This is a genomic window from Lewinellaceae bacterium, from assembly GCA_020636105.1.
Classification (GTDB): Bacteria; Bacteroidota; Bacteroidia; order Chitinophagales; family Saprospiraceae; genus BCD1.
Genome location: JACJYL010000001.1, coordinates 2,746,033 through 2,765,531, shown reverse-complemented (window position 1 = coordinate 2,765,531; position 19,499 = coordinate 2,746,033). Strand labels below are relative to the sequence as shown.

Annotated in this window: 13 protein-coding genes; 11 read left to right on the top strand and 2 right to left on the bottom strand. The window is 44.9% G+C overall.

Annotated features, from left to right (window positions below):
* Window positions 1–38: 38 nt before the first annotated feature.
* The 6 genes from H6571_10385 to H6571_10360 all read left to right on the top strand — a co-directional run bounded on the left by H6571_10385 (window position 39) and on the right by H6571_10360 (window position 10,919).
* Window positions 39–2,729: a glycoside hydrolase family 3 C-terminal domain-containing protein gene (locus tag H6571_10385; GenBank protein MCB9324131.1), complete on the top strand. Its 2,691-nt coding sequence runs from the start codon at window positions 39–41 to the stop codon at window positions 2,727–2,729.
* Window positions 2,730–2,846: 117 nt separating this feature from the next.
* Complete coding sequence (locus H6571_10380) at window positions 2,847–5,360, top strand: T9SS type A sorting domain-containing protein (GenBank protein MCB9324130.1); 2,514 nt, start codon at window positions 2,847–2,849, stop codon at window positions 5,358–5,360.
* Between the two features lie 16 nt (window positions 5,361–5,376).
* Window positions 5,377–7,704, top strand: coding sequence for a glycoside hydrolase family 92 protein (locus H6571_10375; protein ID MCB9324129.1), 2,328 nt, complete (start codon window positions 5,377–5,379; stop codon window positions 7,702–7,704).
* 73 nt (window positions 7,705–7,777) lie between these two features.
* On the top strand, window positions 7,778–8,095 hold the full coding sequence (locus H6571_10370; GenBank protein ID MCB9324128.1) for a hypothetical protein: 318 nt from the start codon (window positions 7,778–7,780) through the stop codon (window positions 8,093–8,095).
* Between the two features lie 17 nt (window positions 8,096–8,112).
* Complete coding sequence (locus H6571_10365) at window positions 8,113–8,352, top strand: DUF2132 domain-containing protein (protein ID MCB9324127.1); 240 nt, start codon at window positions 8,113–8,115, stop codon at window positions 8,350–8,352.
* Window positions 8,353–8,495: 143 nt separating this feature from the next.
* Entirely contained in the window at window positions 8,496–10,919 is a 2,424-nt protein-coding gene (locus H6571_10360; protein MCB9324126.1) for a S9 family peptidase, read from the top strand.
* A 477-nt stretch (window positions 10,920–11,396) separates the two neighbouring features.
* On the opposite strand, the gene H6571_10355 is transcribed toward H6571_10360, so the two are convergent.
* Window positions 11,397–11,966: a hypothetical protein gene (locus tag H6571_10355; protein MCB9324125.1), complete on the bottom strand. Its 570-nt coding sequence runs from the start codon at window positions 11,964–11,966 to the stop codon at window positions 11,397–11,399.
* Window positions 11,967–12,121: 155 nt separating this feature from the next.
* Here H6571_10355 and H6571_10350 point away from each other — a divergent pair, with 155 nt between their 5' ends.
* From H6571_10350 to H6571_10330, 5 genes are all read left to right on the top strand, one after another.
* Window positions 12,122–12,442 (top strand): hypothetical protein, encoded by a 321-nt coding sequence (locus H6571_10350; GenBank protein ID MCB9324124.1) that lies wholly within the window; start codon window positions 12,122–12,124, stop codon window positions 12,440–12,442.
* Window positions 12,443–12,459: 17 nt separating this feature from the next.
* Window positions 12,460–13,938 (top strand): alpha-L-fucosidase, encoded by a 1,479-nt coding sequence (locus H6571_10345; GenBank protein MCB9324123.1) that lies wholly within the window; start codon window positions 12,460–12,462, stop codon window positions 13,936–13,938.
* A 142-nt stretch (window positions 13,939–14,080) separates the two neighbouring features.
* Entirely contained in the window at window positions 14,081–14,614 is a 534-nt protein-coding gene (locus H6571_10340) for a bifunctional (p)ppGpp synthetase/guanosine-3',5'-bis(diphosphate) 3'-pyrophosphohydrolase (protein MCB9324122.1), read from the top strand.
* Window positions 14,615–14,755: 141 nt separating this feature from the next.
* A complete protein-coding gene (locus H6571_10335) occupies window positions 14,756–15,370 on the top strand; it encodes a hypothetical protein (GenBank protein MCB9324121.1) in 615 nt (204 codons plus the stop codon).
* A 319-nt stretch (window positions 15,371–15,689) separates the two neighbouring features.
* Complete coding sequence (locus tag H6571_10330; GenBank protein MCB9324120.1) at window positions 15,690–16,307, top strand: SET domain-containing protein; 618 nt, start codon at window positions 15,690–15,692, stop codon at window positions 16,305–16,307.
* 101 nt (window positions 16,308–16,408) lie between these two features.
* Here H6571_10330 and H6571_10325 read toward each other — a convergent pair whose 3' ends face one another.
* Window positions 16,409–19,450 (bottom strand): aminotransferase class III-fold pyridoxal phosphate-dependent enzyme, encoded by a 3,042-nt coding sequence (locus tag H6571_10325; GenBank protein ID MCB9324119.1) that lies wholly within the window; start codon window positions 19,448–19,450, stop codon window positions 16,409–16,411.
* Window positions 19,451–19,499: the final 49 nt, after the last annotated feature.

Sequence of the window (19,499 nt, the reverse complement as noted above, 5' to 3'; positions counted from 1 at the left end):
TCGGCCAAAAATATTTTGAACAGTGCTAAATTAAAACAATGACGAAACGATCCGGGTTTGTTTTGAAGACAATGCTGCTTGCATTTGTAATAACAGGATTCATTTCCTGTCAAAAGGAAGATAAATTGCCCTATAAAAATCCTCAATTGCCCATAGAGGAAAGGGTGGACGATCTCTTGTCGCGGATGAGCCTCGAAGAAAAATTCTGGCAATTGTTCATGATCCCCGGCGACTTATCCGATGGGAAGGAAAAGTATAAAAACGGCATTTTCGGCCTACAGGTGGCGACAAAAGCAAAGTCGGGTAATGAAGCGGAACAACTGCTGGACTATTCCGGTGGAGGAACGGCCAGGGAAACCGCTCTATTAATCAATGAGATCCAAAAATATTTTGTGGAAGAAACCCGGCTGGGTATTCCTATCATTGCCTTTGATGAAGCCTTACATGGTTTGGTAAGAGAAGGGGCGACCGCCTTTCCGCAATCCATCGCCTTGGCAGCGACATGGGATACGCTTTTAATGGGGAATGTGGCCAGGGCCATTACCCTGGAAACAAAATCGCGAGGGATCCGGCAAATTCTTTCCCCTGTATTGAATATCGCACGGGATGTGCGATGGGGGAGAACCGAAGAAACTTATGGCGAAGATCCTTTTTTGACTACTCAAATGGCATTGTCTTTTATTACTCAATTTGAACAGGCAGGTGTGATGACCACCCCCAAACATTTTATTACCAACGTAGGAGATGGCGGCAGGGACAGTTATCCCATTCACTACAATGAAAGATTGTTGGAAGAAATCTATTTCCCGGCATTCAAAGCTTGTTTCCAGGAGGCAAAAGCCTGGTCGGTGATGACTTCTTATAACTCGCTGGACGGCAGGCAGTGTACCGCTAACGATTGGCTGTTGAATCAAAAATTGAAAAAGGAATGGGGCTTCCAGGGTTTTGTCATCTCGGATGCAGGCGCTACCGGGGGGGCTAATGTATTGCATTTTACGGCGAAGGATTATACGGAATCTACCACCCAGGCCATAGAAAATGGATTGGATGTGATCTTCCAGACTTCCTATGATCACTATCCGCTCTTTTTTGATGCTTTTGAAAAAGGCCTGATTGACGAAACAGCCATTGACGAAGCGGTCAGGAGAGTGCTGCGGGCTAAATTCAAATTGGGGTTGTTTGAAAATCCGTATGTCGATGCCGGTGAGGCCGAAAAATGGAATGGCTCAGCGGAAAACAGGCAGTTGGCCCATAATGCCGCACTTGAATCCATTGTGTTGTTGAAAAATGAAAAGCACCTTCTCCCGCTCGATAAAAATATTCAATCCATTGCCGTTATTGGTGTTGATGCCGCAGAAGCAAGGCTCGGCGGTTATTCCGGACCGGGCAATAATCCTGTAAGCATTTTAAAGGGGCTTGAAAATAAAGTCGGAAAAACCTGTGCCATAAATTTTGCTCCGGGTTGTGGCAGGGAATCAGCTGCATTTGTCCCCGTTCCACAGGAAAACCTTTTCCATGCTGAAAATGGAAAAAAAGCATCCGGATTACAAGCCGAGTATTTTAATAATATTACGTTGGAGGGAACACCTGTATTGACAAGGATTGACCCGAACATAAATTTCAGGTGGACCTTATTTTCTCCTGATCAGGAAAAAATCAATTATGATTGGTATTCGGTTCGCTGGACGGGCAAATTGCTGGCTTCTGAAACCGGAAATTTTAAAATCGGATTAAAAGGGGATGATGGATACCGGCTGTTTATCAATGAAAAACTTATTATTGATAATTGGAAAAAACAAACATTCCGGGAACTTACCACGAGCTATTTCTTTGAAAAAGATAAAACCTACGATATCAAACTGGAGTTTTACGAAACGGTCGGAAATGTAAGGCTTCAAATGATTTGGAATCTGGGGGTGGAAGAGCCGTGGCAGAAAGAAATCAAAGAGGCCGTGGCCATTGCGTCGAAAAGCGAAGTCGCGATTGTGGTGGCGGGGATCGAAGAAGGAGAATTCCAGGATCGGGCCTACCTTTCCCTGCCTGGGCATCAGGAGGAATTGATTGAAAAAATTGTAGCCACAGGAAAACCGGTAGTCGTGGTTTTATCGGGCGGAAGTGCGATAACCATGATGAATTGGATCAACCAGGTCTCATCCATAATAGATGTTTGGTATCCCGGCGATGAGGGCGGAAATGCCGTGGCAGCGGTTTTGTTTGGGGATTACAATCCTGCCGGTCGTTTGCCCATAACTTTTCCCATCCATGAATCGCAATTACCCTTGTATTACAACCACAAACCAACGGGCCGGGGTGACGATTATTTGAATCTTAGCGGGAAACCCCTATTCCCCTTTGGTTATGGCCTGAGTTATACCGATTTTGAGTATGGTGATCTTACAATTGAAAAACCGGAAATTTCACCAGGCGAGAGCACAAGCGTAAAGTTTAAGGTTACCAATACCGGAAAATACGATGGTGACGAGGTGGTACAGTTGTATATCAAAGACCTGTTGGCTTCAGTAGCCCGGCCGGTTTTGGAGTTAAAAGGATTTCAGCGCATTCATTTAAAAAAAGGCGAATCAAAAGAATTTCGGTTTGAAATAACTCCGGAATTATTGACTATGCTGGATGAAAATCTGAACAGGATCATTGAACCGGGCGAATTCAGGATAATGATAGGCGCTTCTTCCAATGATATCAGGTTGAGGGGCGTTTTGAGGGTAAAATAAATATCTTCTTTGCAGATATATTTTTTACTGTAATTTTGCATTTTTTACCCGGGGCACAAGATGGAAATCCCCTTCTCCGGTTTATTATTACACCTTTTAATTTCACCATTACAAAGTATGAAAAACATTCAATTCATCGGGCTATTTTTAGCGCTTACCTTTTCCCTTTCTGCTCAAAAAGCAACCCCCCAGTATTGGCAAACCTTTGAAATGCAAGCCAACCGATCGCAGGAAGACCTTATGTTGGGGGAACTGCCGGAATCCTTTCAATTGAAACAACTCGATATTTCCGCGCTGAAGGTTGAATTGGAAAAAGCTACTTTGGTAACAGCCAGCACTAAAAACCAAAATCCATTGCTGATCCATATTCCAAACCCGGAAGGCGGGTTGGATGCTTTTTACGTTTTTGAAAATACAGTTGTGGCCCCGGAGGTAGCGCATCTGTACACGGTTAAGACCTTCGAAGGTTATGCCCAGGAGGATCCGACCATTCCCATAAGGTGTGATATCAGCGAAACCGGATTCCATGCCGTAGTATTTAAAGGCAGCAATACTTATGCTATCGAACCTTTGTATAAAGGCGATAACTCCCGTCACATCGTTTTTAATAAAAAAGACATAAACGGTGGTCAGCTGGTAAAGTGTGCTTTTGAGGCCAGCGAGCGGGAAGGAGACACCTGGGACAGAAGGGGCGATATGGAATTCAGAAATCCGGCTAATTTGAGAACCTTCAGGCTGGCCTATGTCACTTCGGGGGAATATAGCCAACAGTTCGGTGGAGCACCTTATTCCACGACCAATGTCCTGAATTCCCTTGCTTCGGCAGTGAATGTGGTCAATGCCATTTATATGACGGATTTGGGCGTGAAATTCACATTGGTGACCAATGCCGCTCTGATTTTTCCCAATCCCAATACCGATCCTTTTAATCCCAATGACCAGAGCGCCATGCTTGACCAGAATCAGATAGAATGTGATAATGCCCTGGGCAACGGCAATTATGATGTCGGGCACTTGTTGATGTGGGCCAATACAGGAGGCCTTGCAGCTGGTGGGGTTGTTTGCTGGGATCCTTACAAAGCAGAAGGATTTTCGGGCAATAACTCTTCGTTTACCACATTGATCGTCGATTATTCCTGTCATGAAATTGGCCACCAGTTTTATGCACCGCATAATTTTGCCTCTACGGAATGTCAAAATTCAGAAATAAATTTTCGCTTTGAGCCGGGAGAAGGTTCTTCCATCATGTCTTATGCCGGCGTTTGTGGTGCTCCGGCCAGTTACCAGGGTTACAGCAATCAATACTTTCATTCTGCCTCGCTGGGAGAGATGAACTATTATATCGATACCTGGGGTGGATGTGAAACCAATTCCACGCCAGGGGCTGGCAATGCCTCTGCTCCTTCCGTCAATGCGAATGCCAATATCACTATTCCCAAACAAACGCCTTTTATCCTCGTGGGAAGTGCCACGGATGGTAATGATCCGGCTGGTCAACTCACCTATCTCTGGGAACAATATGATGGCGTTGGCCCCGCTGTATCAGGCCCTCCAAATTGCTCCTCCAGTAATGCGCCCTTATTTAAATTCGAAGACCCGGTATATGATAATTTCAAAATTTTGCCGGATTGGAGTGAAATATTAAACGGCAACAACAATGGAGTAACGTGGCAGAAATTGCCTTGCGCGGCAAGAACGCTCAATTTTAATCTTATTGTCCGGGATAATAATGCCAATTGGGGAAGAACCGGGAAAGACGGGATGGTCATAACAGTGGCGAATACCGGTCCGTTTTCCGTGTCATATCCCAATGGAGGAGAATTATGGTCCGGCAACTCAACGCAAACCGTCACCTGGAATGTAAACGGTACCAGCAGTCATTGTGCCAATGTGGATATTCTCGTATCTACGGATGGAGGAGCCAGTTTTACTTCCGTTGCCACCAATGTGCCCAATGACGGTTCTCAGGATATTACGGTGCCCAATACTTCTTCCTCATCGGCCAGGGTTTTAGTGCAATGCAGCGTCGGAGGAACCTTTAAAGCTGCTTCCACCTTTTTTGACGTTTCCAATGCCAATTTTACCATCAGTCAGGTATTGCCCGTCGAATTGATTTCTTTTAACGCAAGGAAAGCCAATTCAAACGAGGTCGAATTGTCATGGAGTACCGCAACGGAAATCAATGCCAGTCATTTTGAAATTGAAAAGAGTGTGGATGGAAATCATTTTTTATTACTGGAAAAGGTGGGTGCCAAAGGCAATTCTTTCCAGTTGGAAAATTATCATGCCATGGATGGTCAACCTTTTAATGGCGTAAATTACTACAGGCTCAAACAAGTGGATTTTAACGGAGCATTTAAGTATTCGGATATCATTGACCTGTATTTTGAAGGGAAAGGCGACAATATCATTTTTTATCCCAATCCCGCAAAAGATATGATCATGATAACGGGCATAAATGGTGAATTGATCGATGAAGTCGTTATCTTTAACAAACTCGGCCAAAAGGTGCTGCAGCAAAAAACGGTGGATAATGCACTGGATATTTCTTCCCTGTCAAGTGGCATTTATTTTTTGGAAACGACCCTCAATCAACGATTGATGAGAAAGAAACTGGTCATAACGTACTGATATAAAACCTGAACGCATGAAAGGATATAAAATTAAATGGTCTTTGGTTGGATGGTGCCTGGTTTTTTTCCTGGCCGCCTGCGACGAAAAGCAATCTATCGCAACCAACAAACCGGAAGATGATTTTTCTGCTCTGGTGAATCCTTTCATCGGGACGAAGAACATGGGGCATACCTTTCCCGGGGCTACCGCACCCTTTGGTATGGTGCAGCTGAGCCCGGAAACGAACCAGGAACCTTTGTTTGAGGAAGGGGCTTATAATCCTGAAACGTATCGCTATTGTTCAGGATACCAATATGAAGACTCTACCATTTTCGGATTCAGCCATACTCATTTCAGCGGTACGGGGCATTCCGATCTCGGGGATTTTCTGATCATGCCCACCACGGGAACTTTGAACCTGGAGCCGGGAGATGCAGCGGTTCCCGGCAGCGGGTATCATTCGCAGTTTTCTCATGAGTATGAGCAAGCCGAACCCGGTTACTACCAGGTAATGCTGGATGATTACGGGATTAAGGCCGAACTGACAGCCACCGAACGCGTGGGTTTTCACCAATACACTTTTCCAAAGTCTGACAGCAGCCATATCATTCTTGACCTGATGTCCAATATTTACAACTATGACGGCAAAAACGTATGGACCTTTGTCAGGGTGGAAAACGATTCCCTGGTGACCGGATATCGGCAGACGAACGGCTGGGCACGGACGAAAAAGGTGTTTTTCGCCATGCAATTCTCCAAACCATTCCACCATTACGGCCATAAAAAATATGAAACCGTCAAATACAACGGCTTTTACAGGCGCTTCAACGAAACTGAAAATTTTCCTGAAATGGCGGGCAAAGAGATTCGCGCCTATTTTGATTTCAAAACAGGAGAAGGCGAGCAGATTAAAGTGAAATTTGCCCTGTCTCCTGTAAGCACTGGCGGGGCTTTGAAGAATATGGAGGCGGAGGTTCCGGATTGGGATTTTGAAAAAACCCGCGAAGAAACCCGTGCAAAATGGAACGGTGAGTTGTCGAAGATCAAAGCAGAAACCCTTACGGAAGTCGATAAGAAAACGTTTTATACGGCCCTTTATCATACTATGCTCAGTCCTATCGTATACGAGGATGTGGATGGAAATTACCGTGGGCTGGATCAGAACATCCACCAGTCGGACGGTTTTACCAACTATACAGTTTTCTCCCTGTGGGACACCTACCGCGCCCTGCATCCCTTGTTCAATATACTGCATCCGAAACGGAATAACGACATGGTAAAATCCATGTTGGCTCACCATGACCAAAGCATGCATAAGATGCTTCCGGTCTGGAGTCATTATGCCAATGAGAATTGGTGTATGATCGGGTATCATTCGGTTTCGGTCATTGCCGATGCCATCGTAAAAGGAACTACCGACGTGGATCCGGAAAGGGCATTGCAGGCTTGTGTGAACAGTTCAACCCTGTCGTATTACGATGGCCTGGACAGCTATATGGCCATGGGATATGTGCCGGAAGACAAAAGCGGTTCCTCTGTATCAAAAACGCTGGAGTTTGCCTACGACGACTGGTGCATTGCGCAGATCGCCAAAAAAGCTGGAAATGAAGAAGTCAAAAAGCAGTACATGGAAAGATCTGAAAATTACGCCAATGTTTACGACCCGGTCATCGGTTATATGCGGCCCAAAAATTCGGACGGCACCTGGAAAGAACCTTTTGATCCACTGGATACCCACGGGCAGGGATTTATCGAAGGCAATGCCTGGAACTACGGGTTGTACGTGCCCCAGGAGATCGATACCATGATCGCCATGATGGGAGGAAAGGAAGTTTTTGCTGCACACCTGGATCGTATTTTCACCACTGAGATCGAAGACAAATACATCGAAAAAAACGAAGACATCACACGAGACGGCATCATTGGGAATTATGTTCACGGCAATGAACCCGGCCATCACATTCCTTATTTATACAATTGGACGGGAAAGCCCTGGAAAACACAGGAGCGGGTGAGGATGATATTGGATACCATGTACGGCAGCGGGGTGGATGGATTGTGCGGCAATGATGATGCCGGGCAGATGAGTGCCTGGTATGTTTTCAGCGCGCTTGGTTTTTACCCGGTCACTCCCGGTTCGGATGAATATGCCATAGGCAGTCCATTGGTCAAAAATGCAGTGATTCACCTGGATAACGGAAAGGAACTGACCATTAAAGCAGTGAACCAAAGCCGGGAAAATGTGTATGTGGGAAAGGTAGAGCTCAATGGAAAAATCCTGGAAGGAACGACCCTAAAACACGGAGACCTTATGAATGGCGGGGAGCTGGTTTTTTATATGCAAAACAAACCCAAAATTTAGGCAAAACATAATTTAACCGCGATCACATGCTTTTTTGCCGCTAATAACTCATTTAATAATTTAAAGCAAAAAAATGAAAAGAATAAGTATATACCTATTGCTCTCTACGATCGTTTTGGGTTGTTCCAGCCTCAATACTGTCAAGCGATACGGTAGACTTTATCAAAAACACGGGGATTACAAAAATCTTGTTAAGGTGGTTGAATTATTGCCGTTGGATGCTGATACTACTTTGGTGAAAAGCATCCTTGGAGCCCCGATCGATATGGGTTTTGATTACCGGTACCTTGTGGATTCCATTGGTCCCAACGGGTGCGTTATCGGGGCGGTATTCCATATTGGTGATAACGGAAAGATCGACCAGAAATGGATTGATGAAATTTGTGAATAATTAATTGATTGAAACAAATGAAGGACACAACAAATGAACCAGGTAAGGAACAACCGAATAATCCGTTGCACGGGGTAAAACTGGCAGATATTTTGGAATTCCTCGTAGAAACGTATGGATGGGAGGAACTGGGATCAATGATCAACATCCGTTGTTTCCAAATTGATCCATCCATCAAATCAAGCCTTAAATTCCTGAGAAAAACGCCCTGGGCCAGGGATAAGGTGGAACAGTTGTATCTCGATTCCATTGATTAGTGGTCGTTTTTTTGCAGTTTGCAAAAGGAGAAGTTGAGGTTATTCAGCCAGGATTTGTATATTGATATATTATAAAAAAATAAGGCTTAAATTTACATGGTTGTTTCTGCCTATTTTGGTACCTAAAATAAAAAACTCAAATTATGCGAAGATTAATTTTTCTGCTTATGTTCTGTTCGGCCACCTTCTTAAATGCCCAGGAAAACATTGGCTATCAAAAGCCTTCCGCTGAAATATTGGACCTCGTCGATATTCAGCTGGCTCCCTCCGTTTTCTTGGATGACAGCAAAGAATTTATGGTATTGTTATCCCGGAATGCCTACAAATCCATCGAAGAATTATCACAAGAGGAACTTCGCCTGGGCGGATTGCGAATTGATCCCAAAACCAATATTGGAAGTAGAGTTACTTACTACAACAACGTCCAGATCCAAAACCTTAAAGAAAAAAATGCCAAACCCAAACAGGTTTCCGGTCTTCCGAAAAACCCTTTGCTTTCTAATTTTGCCTGGTCGGCGGATCAGACAAAAATGGCTTTGACGAATACTACTTCTGAAGGAGTTGAAGTATGGGTGTTGGATATGAAATCAGCTGCCGTCCGTAAACTCACCAAGCCTGCCGTCAATGCTAATTTGGGGGACGTCATCAATTGGTTTGAAGATGGGCAATCCATGTTGGTGAAAATGGTTACTCAAAGTAAAGAACCTTTGATTAACACCCAGACGGAGGTGCCAACCGGCCCAACCATTTCGGTAAACGACGGGAAAAAAGCCCAAAACAGAACCTACCAGGATCTCCTGAAAAACAAATCTGATGAGCACAATTTTGAACAACTGGCCCTGTCTGATATCTACAGGGTTTACCTGGACGGGAAAAGTGAACTTTGGCTGGGAAGCGCGATGTATAGCAGCATCAGTTTTTCCCCGGACGGGAATTATGTGATGGTGAATACGGTGGAAAAGCCGTTTTCATACCTCGTGCCCTACAACCGGTTTCCCTCAAAAACGACTATTTATAACAAGGAAGCCAAATTGGTGAATACCGTGCTGGAAGTACCCCTTATTGAAGACCTTCCCAAAGGATTTATGGCCACCCGGACAGGAAGAAGAAATATGAGTTGGCGCAGTGATAAGCCGGCAGTTCTGGTATTCGCAGAAGCCCTCGATGGCGGTGACCCGGAAACAGAAGTGGCCTTCCGGGATGAAGTATTTCAATTGGAAGCTCCTTTTAACGGAAAACCTAATTCTCTTTTGAAAACCATTAACCGGTTTAGTGGTATAGAATGGGGAAATGACCAGTTGGCCGTTGCTTATGACTATTGGTGGAACACCCGGAATACAAAAGCTTATAGATTTAATCCGGCTGACCATACCCAGGAACCTGTCATTATTACCGACCGGAATTATCAGGACAATTACAGTGATCCGGGCAATTTTGTCACCCGAAGGAATAAAATGGGATCCTCCGTCCTGGCTTTGGATGGGGATGCTGCCTTTCTTGTGGGAGATGGTTTTTCGGAAAAAGGCCAGTTTCCATTCGTCGATAAAATAAATTTAAAAACCCAGGAAAAGCAACGCCTGTATCAATCTGAATATACGGATAAAAAGGAAGGCTTACGCGAATATGATCCTGAGAAAGACGAAATACTCGTCAGGATAGAATCTCCAAGCGAATACCCTAATTATTATTTCAGAGGCATAAAAAGCGGTAGCCTGAAACAGCTGACCTTTTTTGACAATCCTTTTAAAAGTATCCAGGACGTTCATAAAGAAGTTATTTCTTATAAACGGGATGATGGCCTTGAACTTTCAGGAACCCTCTATTTGCCTGTAGGTTATGATAAAGAAAAAAAGGAAAAAATGCCGATGATCATGTGGGCTTATCCTGCAGAATTTAAAGACAAATCGAGCGCCGGTCAGAATACGCAAAACCCCAATGAATTCACCTTTCCTTATTACGGATCTATGGTTTATTGGGTAGCAAAAGGATATGTGGTATTGGATGATGCTTCTTTCCCAATTGTTGGAGAAGGAGATACACAACCCAACGATTCCTTCCGCAAGCAACTGGTGGCCAATGCCAAAGCAGCCATTGATGCGGTGGATGAATTGGGGTACATTGATCGTGACAGGGTAGCTGTTGCCGGACATAGTTATGGGGCCTTCATGGTAGCGAACCTGCTTTCTCATTCTGATTTATTTGCAGCAGGTATTGCCAGGAGCGGGGCTTACAACAGGACATTGACTCCTTTTGGGTTCCAAAATGAGGAACGTTCCTACTGGGAAGCTCCTGATGTATATAATACGATGTCGCCATTTATGCATGCCGATAAAATGAAAACCCCCTTATTGCTGATTCATGGAGAAGCGGACAATAATTCGGGGACTTATCCCATGCAAAGCGAGCGTTATTTTAATGCTTTAAAAGGATTGGGGGCTACGGTCAGACTGGTGATTTTGCCAAAAGAAAGCCACGGTTACCAGGCCAAGGAAAGTATTCTTCACCTCCTTTGGGAACAGGATGAGTGGTTGGATAAGTATGTGAAAAATAAAGAAACGACTCCTTAGTTCTCTAATGCCAAAATGCAATAATGCGATAATGAGGTAAAGCGGCATGGAAACGTGAGTCATCCCGAATTTCATCTAATCAGATAAAATTCGGGATTTTTCTTTTACAAAAGAGATAAACCGCAAAACCTGCCTTCCGTCGCGGCAGCAGGCAAGGTATAAAACAAGTAACCGCAAAATTTAGAAGTGTTTGGGTCGTGGGTTAGGTGTTTTGCGACAAAAAATGACTTTTTTCCAAAACCGAAACCTTTTGCCCACTCACTTTTACACCTGCCTTCCTGCGTCTGCAAGCAGGTTTTACATTTAAAAAATACTTCAAATAATCAAAAAATTTCTAGTTCAGACAGTTTTTGAAAATTCGGGATGAACTCATGTTTTCCTGTTCTCTTATAAACAGTCAAATAATAACTGTGGGTGCTACCTTTTAGGGGCCGGGGGCGCGTAATGGAAATGGAGAAATTATTTTTTAAACATTACTCAAAAAATATTTTTCAAGGCGATTAGCGCTTGTTCGGCCATCACCTCCTGCCCCTTTTCATTGGGGTGCACCCCGTCTTCCTGGAAAAGGTCACGGGTCATGTTGACGGAAAAATCAATGACCGGGTGTTCGTCTTCCCGGGCAAATTGTCTTAGTTTTTCACAAAAGATATCGATGCGGTCACTTAATTTGCGGTCGGTGATAAATATGCTTTCAGCCAATGGCGAATCCTCGAAGAAATACGGTGTAGGGATACCGATGATGGGAATAATTTCATGGTAATTGGCTTGTCGTGTCATCGCAAGAATATTGCTGAGGATGAGTTCATCGGGAAGGTTGATCCACAGGTCGTTGGTGCCTCCCATGATGATAACATGCGTGGGTTGATGGGCTACCACCATGGGTTGGAACCGGGCCAGCATTCCCCCTGTTGTGTCTCCGGAAATACCGCTGTTGATGAATTCGATTCCCATTTTCCGACTCAAAAGATCACTCCACCTTTTGGCCGGGTTGATCTCGTAACCTTCTGTAAGGCTGTCGCCCATGCACACTATTTTGACATCTTTCATGATATACCTGATTAATTGACGAGCCAAGATAAAACTAAAGGAGAAACCCTCGGTATTTTGGATGAAAATATAACGGTTTTAGCCTTCATATTGACTTTTGCGGAGAGTAATTTTTATGTACCTTTATTCTTTTAGAAGCCAATAAATAGTGATTTATGGAAATTCACGTTCAACACTGTCAGTCCTGCCAATCGACTAATATGCGCAATATCCTCTACCGTAAGGAAGGGGAACCCGACCGGGTTTTTGTGGAATGTAATGATTGCAAGGAATTTGTAGCCAGCTATAAATTAGCCCCCCTGGGGTACTATCACAACGGCAAAGGATACGAATCCTTTATCAGGAGCCTGCACCGTAACGGGGATTTTTCCGGTGGCCGGAATATCTCTAATTTGTATTCCCAGACACAAGAAGAAGAGAGCACCATGTTCAAAAAGGTGATCGAAACCCTGGAAGAAAAAGAAAAAAAGAAATAATCATAAAAAATTTAAAGATGAAGATCGTAGACTTCCTGTTGATCCTCGTTTTGGGGATTCCCGGCATTGCCTTTGCCCAGGGACACGAGGAGGAACGTTATGTTCCGGAAACGGACCCGCTTGTACTTGAAAAACTGAATCAATGGCAGGATATTAAATTCGGACTTTTAATGCATTGGGGTACCTATAGCCAATGGGGCATTGTGGAATCCTGGTCTTTGTGCCCGGAAGAATACGGGTGGTGCGAAAGGAAAATGGGATCCCATCCCGATAATTATTTTCTGTACAAACAGGAGTATGAGGCATTGAAAAATACGTTCAATCCCGTGGATTTTGCTCCTGAGAAATGGGCCAAAGCCGCCAAAGCCGCTGGTATGAAATACGTGGTTTTTACCACCAAACACCACGATGGTTTTTGCATGTTTGATAGCAAATACACCGATTACAAGGTTACGGATCCGGCATGTCCGTTTTCTGCCAACCCAAGGAAAAATATCGCCAAAGAAATTTTCAATGCCTTCCGGAGTGAAGGTCTTTGGACAGGAGCCTATTTTTCCAAACCCGACTGGAATACGCCCTATTACTGGGATCCACAATACCCGCCGCGTGACCGGAACGTCAACTACGAACCGGAAGCCAATCCGGAAAAATGGAACAAGTTCATCGAATTTACCCACAACCAGATTCTGGAATTGATGACGGATTACGGCAAGATGGATATCCTTTGGCTCGATGGTGGCTGGGTGGCTAAAACGCCCAAAAGCGAGATCGTAAGTTGGTACGAACAGGTACTTAAGGAAAAGGAAAACGGATACATCACCCACAGGATCATCAACCAGGACATTAAAATGGATGAACTGGTGGAGAAAGTGCGTGAAAAACAACCGGGACTGATCGTTGTCGATCGGGCGGTTTACGGAAAGAATCAAAATTACCTTACGCCTGAAAACAGGGTTCCGGAAAAAGAATTGCCCTATCCATGGGAATCCTGTATCATCTCCGGCGGCGGCTGGTCCCATACCAAAGATGCTAAATACATGAGCGGCAGAGAGGGCATACAAATGCTGGTAGATATTGTCGCAAAAGGGGGCAACCTCTTATTGAATATCGCTCCTACTCCGGAAGGCGACTGGCAGCAGGGTGCCTACGATCTGCTGCAGGAATTTGGCCGCTGGATGAATATCAACAGCGAAGGCATTTACAACAGTAAAGTCCTGCCGCCTTATAAAGTGGACAATATTTGTATGACACAACAGGACAATGGTAACGTTTACTTTTTTTATCTCTGTAAAGAAGGAGAAACTACCATGCCTGAAACCATTACGATCCCTTCTCATCAGCCGGCAGACGGTGCTACGGTAACTCTTTTGGGAAGCCAAAAATCCTTAAAATGGAAAACGGAAGGTAGTGGTTTTACGGTGACGATTCCGAAAGGATTGCAGAAGGCCCCGCCGTCAGATTTTGTCTGGACACTGAAGATTTCGGCTTTGAAATAGGTGGGTTTTATCGCTTTTGCCCGTGCCTGCTTGTAGGCAAAGGCAGGTTCCAAAGAGACATTATAGAACGCGAATGGAACGAATTGGACGGATTTAAACGGGTTTTGTTTTTTTTACAAGCTCCAGACCGGAAAAAATAAAAATGACACAAGACTATTATCAAAAAGCCATGAAGTTTGCCGGCGAAAAGCACCACGACCAAAAAGTACCGGGCACCCGGGCCAATTACCTGCTGCACCTGGCCAACGTTTCCATGGAAATTATTATAGCTCATAAACAATCGAATGATTTTGATCTTGATTTTGCCGTTCAGGTAGCTATTCTTCACGATGTCCTCGAAGATACACCTACCGGTTTTGAAGAGGTGAAAGAGTTATTTGGTGAAGAGGTGGCCCGTGGCGTTCAGGCCCTTACGAAAAATGAAAGCCTCGCTTCCAAAATCGAAAAAATGCAGGATAGCCTGAAACGGATAAACGAGGAGCCGAGGGAAGTAGGCATGGTAAAGCTTGCGGACAGGATCACCAACCTTCAAACACCTCCTTCACATTGGTCGGAAGAAAAAATTGCGGCTTATCTGCAAGAAGCAAAATTCATCGCTATGGAACTCACCGAAAAAAATGAGTATCTTCATGAGCGGTTATTGGATAAGATTGAGGGGTATGGGAAGTATTCGTAAAAACTTAATAGAAAAGAACTATTTATATTGGATTATTTTCCTTTCCTTTTCGAAAAATATATTTGCATACATTCAATTTATTTATGAATATTTGACCCTGAAATGCAAACAGCATTTTTGGGTAAGAAACGTGTTAAAGGTATGAATAAGCTTTTCTTTTTTTCTTTGTTGATTATAGGGTTTTTTTCCTGTAAAAAAGAACTAAATAATGCTGAGCTAAAGGAAATGCTTACCAAATACAATCAATCCTACAAAGGCAAATCTGATAATTTCGAGGAACGTTACGCGATGTATTCCGCAGCCTACCTCAAAGCTTTTGGAGAGGAAGTCAATAAGGCGATAACACTGGACAGCCAGGGGGTTGCTCAATTGCCTCCTCCTCAGCAACTCAGAATCCTGGGATTGAAAAATGCCTTGCCAAAATCCTTGTTGCGCTCCGGAGATATTAAAGAAATTCTTCGGGCTTGGGACATTCCCGGCCGCAGGAATTTTCCGATGGCGTACACTGCTGATCGTATGTATACCCCCAACCCCAAAATGGAAACCAAAATGTACGAGGGAGGGGCAAAAGTCGTACTCATTCGTTTTGTCGAACAAGACGGAAAATATAAAATTGATCCCCTGAATACCGAAGCCGTTCAAATGAAACGGCATGAGAATCTGCGGAAAAAATATTCATTTGAATCCCTTGCGAAATATGCTGTATATGCGAATTTTTCGGATAGTAGGCCCGTAAGCTGGGCCCCCCTGGACTAAAGACTCATCAAAAGCTGAGTGCCGACCGCGACAAAGGATCGCCCGGGCACTTTATCACCGATGATGATATCCTTTCACACCCAATTTGTTTCACACGCTTGAAAAGTTAGTTAATGTACATCTGATCTCTTCTGATGGAAAATTTGATCCGTCAGGGGGTATCCTGGTGTACATGGAACTGGAGGTTAAGAGGTTGAAATATTACTTGTTTGGCCCCATTTCGGGTACCCAAAGGTTACTTGTAAACACTTCTTTTCAGGTACACTGTTAAATATTGCCTTCTAAAGTTTAAAATAAAAAAAATCCAAATTTATTTAAAATGATCCATCCAAAAACAGAACTTAAATTCATCAGCAATGACGTGGGGTATGGCGTAGTCGCTACGGAATTCATCCCGGCCGGTACGATCACCTGGGTATTAGACAAGTTGGACCGGGAGTTCAGCCCCCTGGAATTCCAGCGTTTGGAGCCTGTGTATCAAAATATCCTGGACACCTATACCTTCCGAAACAACAATGGAAATTTTGTGCTTTGCTGGGACAATGCCCGCTTTGTCAACCACAGCTTTAATTCCAACTGCCTGACCACCGCATACGATTTTGAAATTGCGATCAGGGATATTCATCCGGGAGAACAGCTTACCGATGATTACGGGTACCTGAATATTATGACCCCCTTCCGGGGCATCAATGAAGGAACCCGTAGGAAGGTCGTTTATCCTGATGACCTGTTGAAATACTATAAAGTCTGGGACAAGAAGCTGCTGAATGTCTTTGACAGAATTCCGGTATTGGAGCAACCCCTCCGACACCTCATCGGCCATGAAATGTGGGAAGAGATCCGTGAAATCTCTCAAGGAAAAAAGGAAATGAAATCCATTTTGACCAATTATTACTCAGGAAGGGGCGAAGATCCGGAGGGAAGGTCTGATAGCTAATGCAGATGGCAATGGTGGGGTAGTACTAAATGGTTTCAATGTGGTTTCAATGTTGCTCCGTGAAACTATATTAAAATAACAATCATTTTACGTAATGGAAACTAAGAGCCTCCAGCGCCGGGGCAGGCACAAAAATCCTCCATTAAAACCTGTTCGAGCCTGAACAGCACCTCCTTTGCGTTTTCCATAGTGAAGCACAAAGGAGGTTTTATTTTGATCACATTGTGAAACGGACCGTCCACACTCATTAGGATGCCCAATTCCTTCATGCGGTTGGCCAGGTAATCAGTCTTGGCCGTGGCAGGGGTTAGTGCTGAATCTTCGATCAATTCAAAACCCAGGAATAGTCCCTCGCCTCGTACATCTCCTATGAGAGGAAATTTTTTGCTTAAAGACACCAATTCCTCTTTGAGATAATTGCCTACCTTCAAAGCGTTTTTCTGCAGATTATCGGCTTCCATGACTTTCAATACTTCATGACCGATGGCACAGGAGACGGGGTTGCCGCCAAAAGTGTTGAAGTACTCCATGCCATTGGCGAAAGCTTCTGCCACTTCCTGTGTGCAGGCCACTGCTGCCAACGGATGGCCATTGCCGATAGGTTTACCCAGGGTTACAATATCAGGGACGACGCCTTGTAGCTCAAAAGCCCAAAAGCTGTGCCCCACTCTTCCAAACCCAACCTGCACTTCATCAGAGATGCAAATCCCTCCTGCCTGACGAACATAATCATAGGCCAGTTTTAAGTAGTTGTCGGGCAATACGATCTGTCCGCCACAACTGATAATTCCCTCGCAGATGAAACCGGCAATGCCCCGACCAGTCTTTTGCACCGCTTCAATTTGTTGTTGAATGTGGTTTGCATAAGCTGCTCCCGTTTCGGATAATTTGCCACGGTATCTGCCACGAAAACTGTCAGGAATCGGAACAATATGGGTATGGGGGGGAGCTCCCTGGCCTCCTTTTCCATCGAATTTGTAGGAACTGATATCAATACACCCGGAAGTATTGCCGTGATAGCCGACTTCCACGGCGATCATGTCTTTTTGTCCGGAATACGCTCTTGCCATACGGAGCGCCAGCTCATTGGCTTCACTCCCTGAATTGACAAAATGGATCACGGAGAGCTCGGGAGGAAGTTTTTCCAGCAGGGCTTTTGTGTAGTCGATAATTTTATCGTTCAGGTAGCGGGTATTGGTGTTCAGGATGGCCATCTGATCCTGCCCTGCTTTCACGACCCTTGGATGCTCGTGTCCAACATGAGGGACATTGTTAACTGTATCCAGGTACTTTTGCCCATGGATGTCGATCAGGTATTGCATTTGTCCACGTGCGATGTCGAGGGGTTCCCGATAGGAAAGGCTCAGGCTTTTGCCGAGGTGTTTTTTGCGGAAAGCGACCTGTGCTTCCCGGTCAGGATGCTTCTGTGGTTCAAGGGCTTTTTCTTTGAAAAGTAAATTAGGATCGAGACAGATGCTTCTCCAGGTGTCCAGTTCACTGGGAAAAGCCACTCCATTGTAGTTGCCTTCAGTTCCCGGCACCTCAAGGATGATCTGGAAATGAAGGTGTGGGGGCCAGCCACCGTTTTCGTGCAGGTCTCCGATATAGGCAATAAGGTCGCCGGCTTTAACCAGATCTCCCGGCCGGAAAAGATTCAGGCTGGTGAGGCTCAGATGTCCATGAAGGGTGTAGAAGGTTAATCCGTAAGGAGTTTCATGCTCCAGGATGAGGGTGGGGCCGTAATCTTTTTCGTAATCGTTGTGGACCAGGGTATGTACTTTACCATCCATCCACGCATGGAGCGGGGTGCCGGCCTCCATCCAAAAATCAACTCCCATGTGTTTGGTACGGTGTTCAAATCCGCTATTGCCTTCCCTGCGAAAGGCGTTGGTGGTGTAGAATATCCTGGATTCGAGGTATCCTCCGGCAAAGAGTTTGTTCGGATATTTTGCATGGAGCCTTTGGAATTTCAAATGGCTGTCCTCCAGGGAGTCGTATGGACTTACCAATGGACTGGTCAGGCTGAGATCGATGTGTTCGACTTCTTCCACGCCTAAAGTGGGGAACATATTTTTTACTGAAAAAACGTTCATGTCCGACCATTTTTTGAAAGCTTCCTCGTTGGGATGAGGCGAAAAGCCACAAGCATGACGAAAACGGAATGTGGCAAAAGCCTCCGAGATTCCGGCCCATTTTTCAAGCAGCTCCCATGCCTGCTTTTCGCTGATGAGCAGGTAGGTGTTGCCGGGTTCTTTGACCTTGTTGATGGCAGATTTAGTGACGCTGATGACCAGGCGAATAGCGATCAGCACGTAAAGCATATCAATCTCTTCTTCCTTAAGCGGGTATTGGTCATGGTAGCCTTTTATCAACCGGCAGGCTGCTGCCACGGGATCTGGTTTGCCCATAACGGCGTAAGCAATGGCAATAGCGACGTCATTGATCACCTGGGTATAAACAGCATCCCCAAAGTCCACAAGTGCTAAAGCTTCCGGATCAGCGAGGTTATCGGAAATGATCCAGTTGTTATCGTTTGCATCGTTGTGTACCACCGCCTTCCGAAGGATATCGTATCCTGGCTGAATGGCATTAAATCTGTGCTGGAACTTACTGATAATGCTTTTTCGGGGTTCGCTGAAAAGGTACAGATGATCGAAGGTCCAGGCGGCGTTAGCATTATCCCAGTCAAAAGTGCGATGGGCTTCAGGATGGTCAAATCCCTGTAATGATTTTGTCAGTTTTCCTGCGGTAGATCCCATGGATTCCAGCAAGGCATCCGTAACCGGATTTACCGCCGAAAACAACCTCCCGGGGATCCAGGAGAGCAGGCGAACATTTCTTTCCTGGCCGGTCTGATCGGTGATCGTAGTGCTCCATGCACCGATCAGGTCGGGGATGAGGCGAGGGCAAACGATGTCTTTATCTTCCAGAAATTGTAAAATAGACTGTTGAAAATCAAGGTAACCAGGGTCGGCACCGGGGCGACTTATTTTGAGTAGGTGAGTATCCTTCCCATTCCAAATCTTATAGTTGAGATCAATCTCGCCGGCCAGTTTTTTTATGTGTCCGGTGATGCCATATGCTTCGGCTGCAATGGCTGCGGCCTGATCTTCTGAGAGCAATATTTCCTGATATGAGGACATAAGTGGTTTTTTATGTCGGGCTAAGATACTAAGATACTAATGATACTAA

Excerpts from the sequence above, each read along its gene's own strand:
- H6571_10385 (MCB9324131.1), top strand. The coding sequence starts at position 39 with ATGACGAAACGATCCGGGTTTGTTTTGAAGACAATGCTGCTTGCATTT.
- H6571_10380 (MCB9324130.1), top strand. The coding sequence starts at position 2,847 with ATGAAAAACATTCAATTCATCGGGCTATTTTTAGCGCTTACCTTTTCC.
- H6571_10375 (MCB9324129.1), top strand. The coding sequence starts at position 5,377 with ATGAAAGGATATAAAATTAAATGGTCTTTGGTTGGATGGTGCCTGGTT.
- H6571_10370 (MCB9324128.1), top strand. The coding sequence starts at position 7,778 with ATGAAAAGAATAAGTATATACCTATTGCTCTCTACGATCGTTTTGGGT.
- H6571_10365 (MCB9324127.1), top strand. The coding sequence starts at position 8,113 with ATGAAGGACACAACAAATGAACCAGGTAAGGAACAACCGAATAATCCG.
- H6571_10360 (MCB9324126.1), top strand. The coding sequence starts at position 8,496 with ATGCGAAGATTAATTTTTCTGCTTATGTTCTGTTCGGCCACCTTCTTA.
- H6571_10355 (MCB9324125.1), bottom strand. The coding sequence starts at position 11,966 with ATGAAAGATGTCAAAATAGTGTGCATGGGCGACAGCCTTACAGAAGGT.
- H6571_10350 (MCB9324124.1), top strand. The coding sequence starts at position 12,122 with ATGGAAATTCACGTTCAACACTGTCAGTCCTGCCAATCGACTAATATG.
- H6571_10345 (MCB9324123.1), top strand. The coding sequence starts at position 12,460 with ATGAAGATCGTAGACTTCCTGTTGATCCTCGTTTTGGGGATTCCCGGC.
- H6571_10340 (MCB9324122.1), top strand. The coding sequence starts at position 14,081 with ATGACACAAGACTATTATCAAAAAGCCATGAAGTTTGCCGGCGAAAAG.
- H6571_10335 (MCB9324121.1), top strand. The coding sequence starts at position 14,756 with ATGAATAAGCTTTTCTTTTTTTCTTTGTTGATTATAGGGTTTTTTTCC.
- H6571_10330 (MCB9324120.1), top strand. The coding sequence starts at position 15,690 with ATGATCCATCCAAAAACAGAACTTAAATTCATCAGCAATGACGTGGGG.
- H6571_10325 (MCB9324119.1), bottom strand. The coding sequence starts at position 19,450 with ATGTCCTCATATCAGGAAATATTGCTCTCAGAAGATCAGGCCGCAGCC.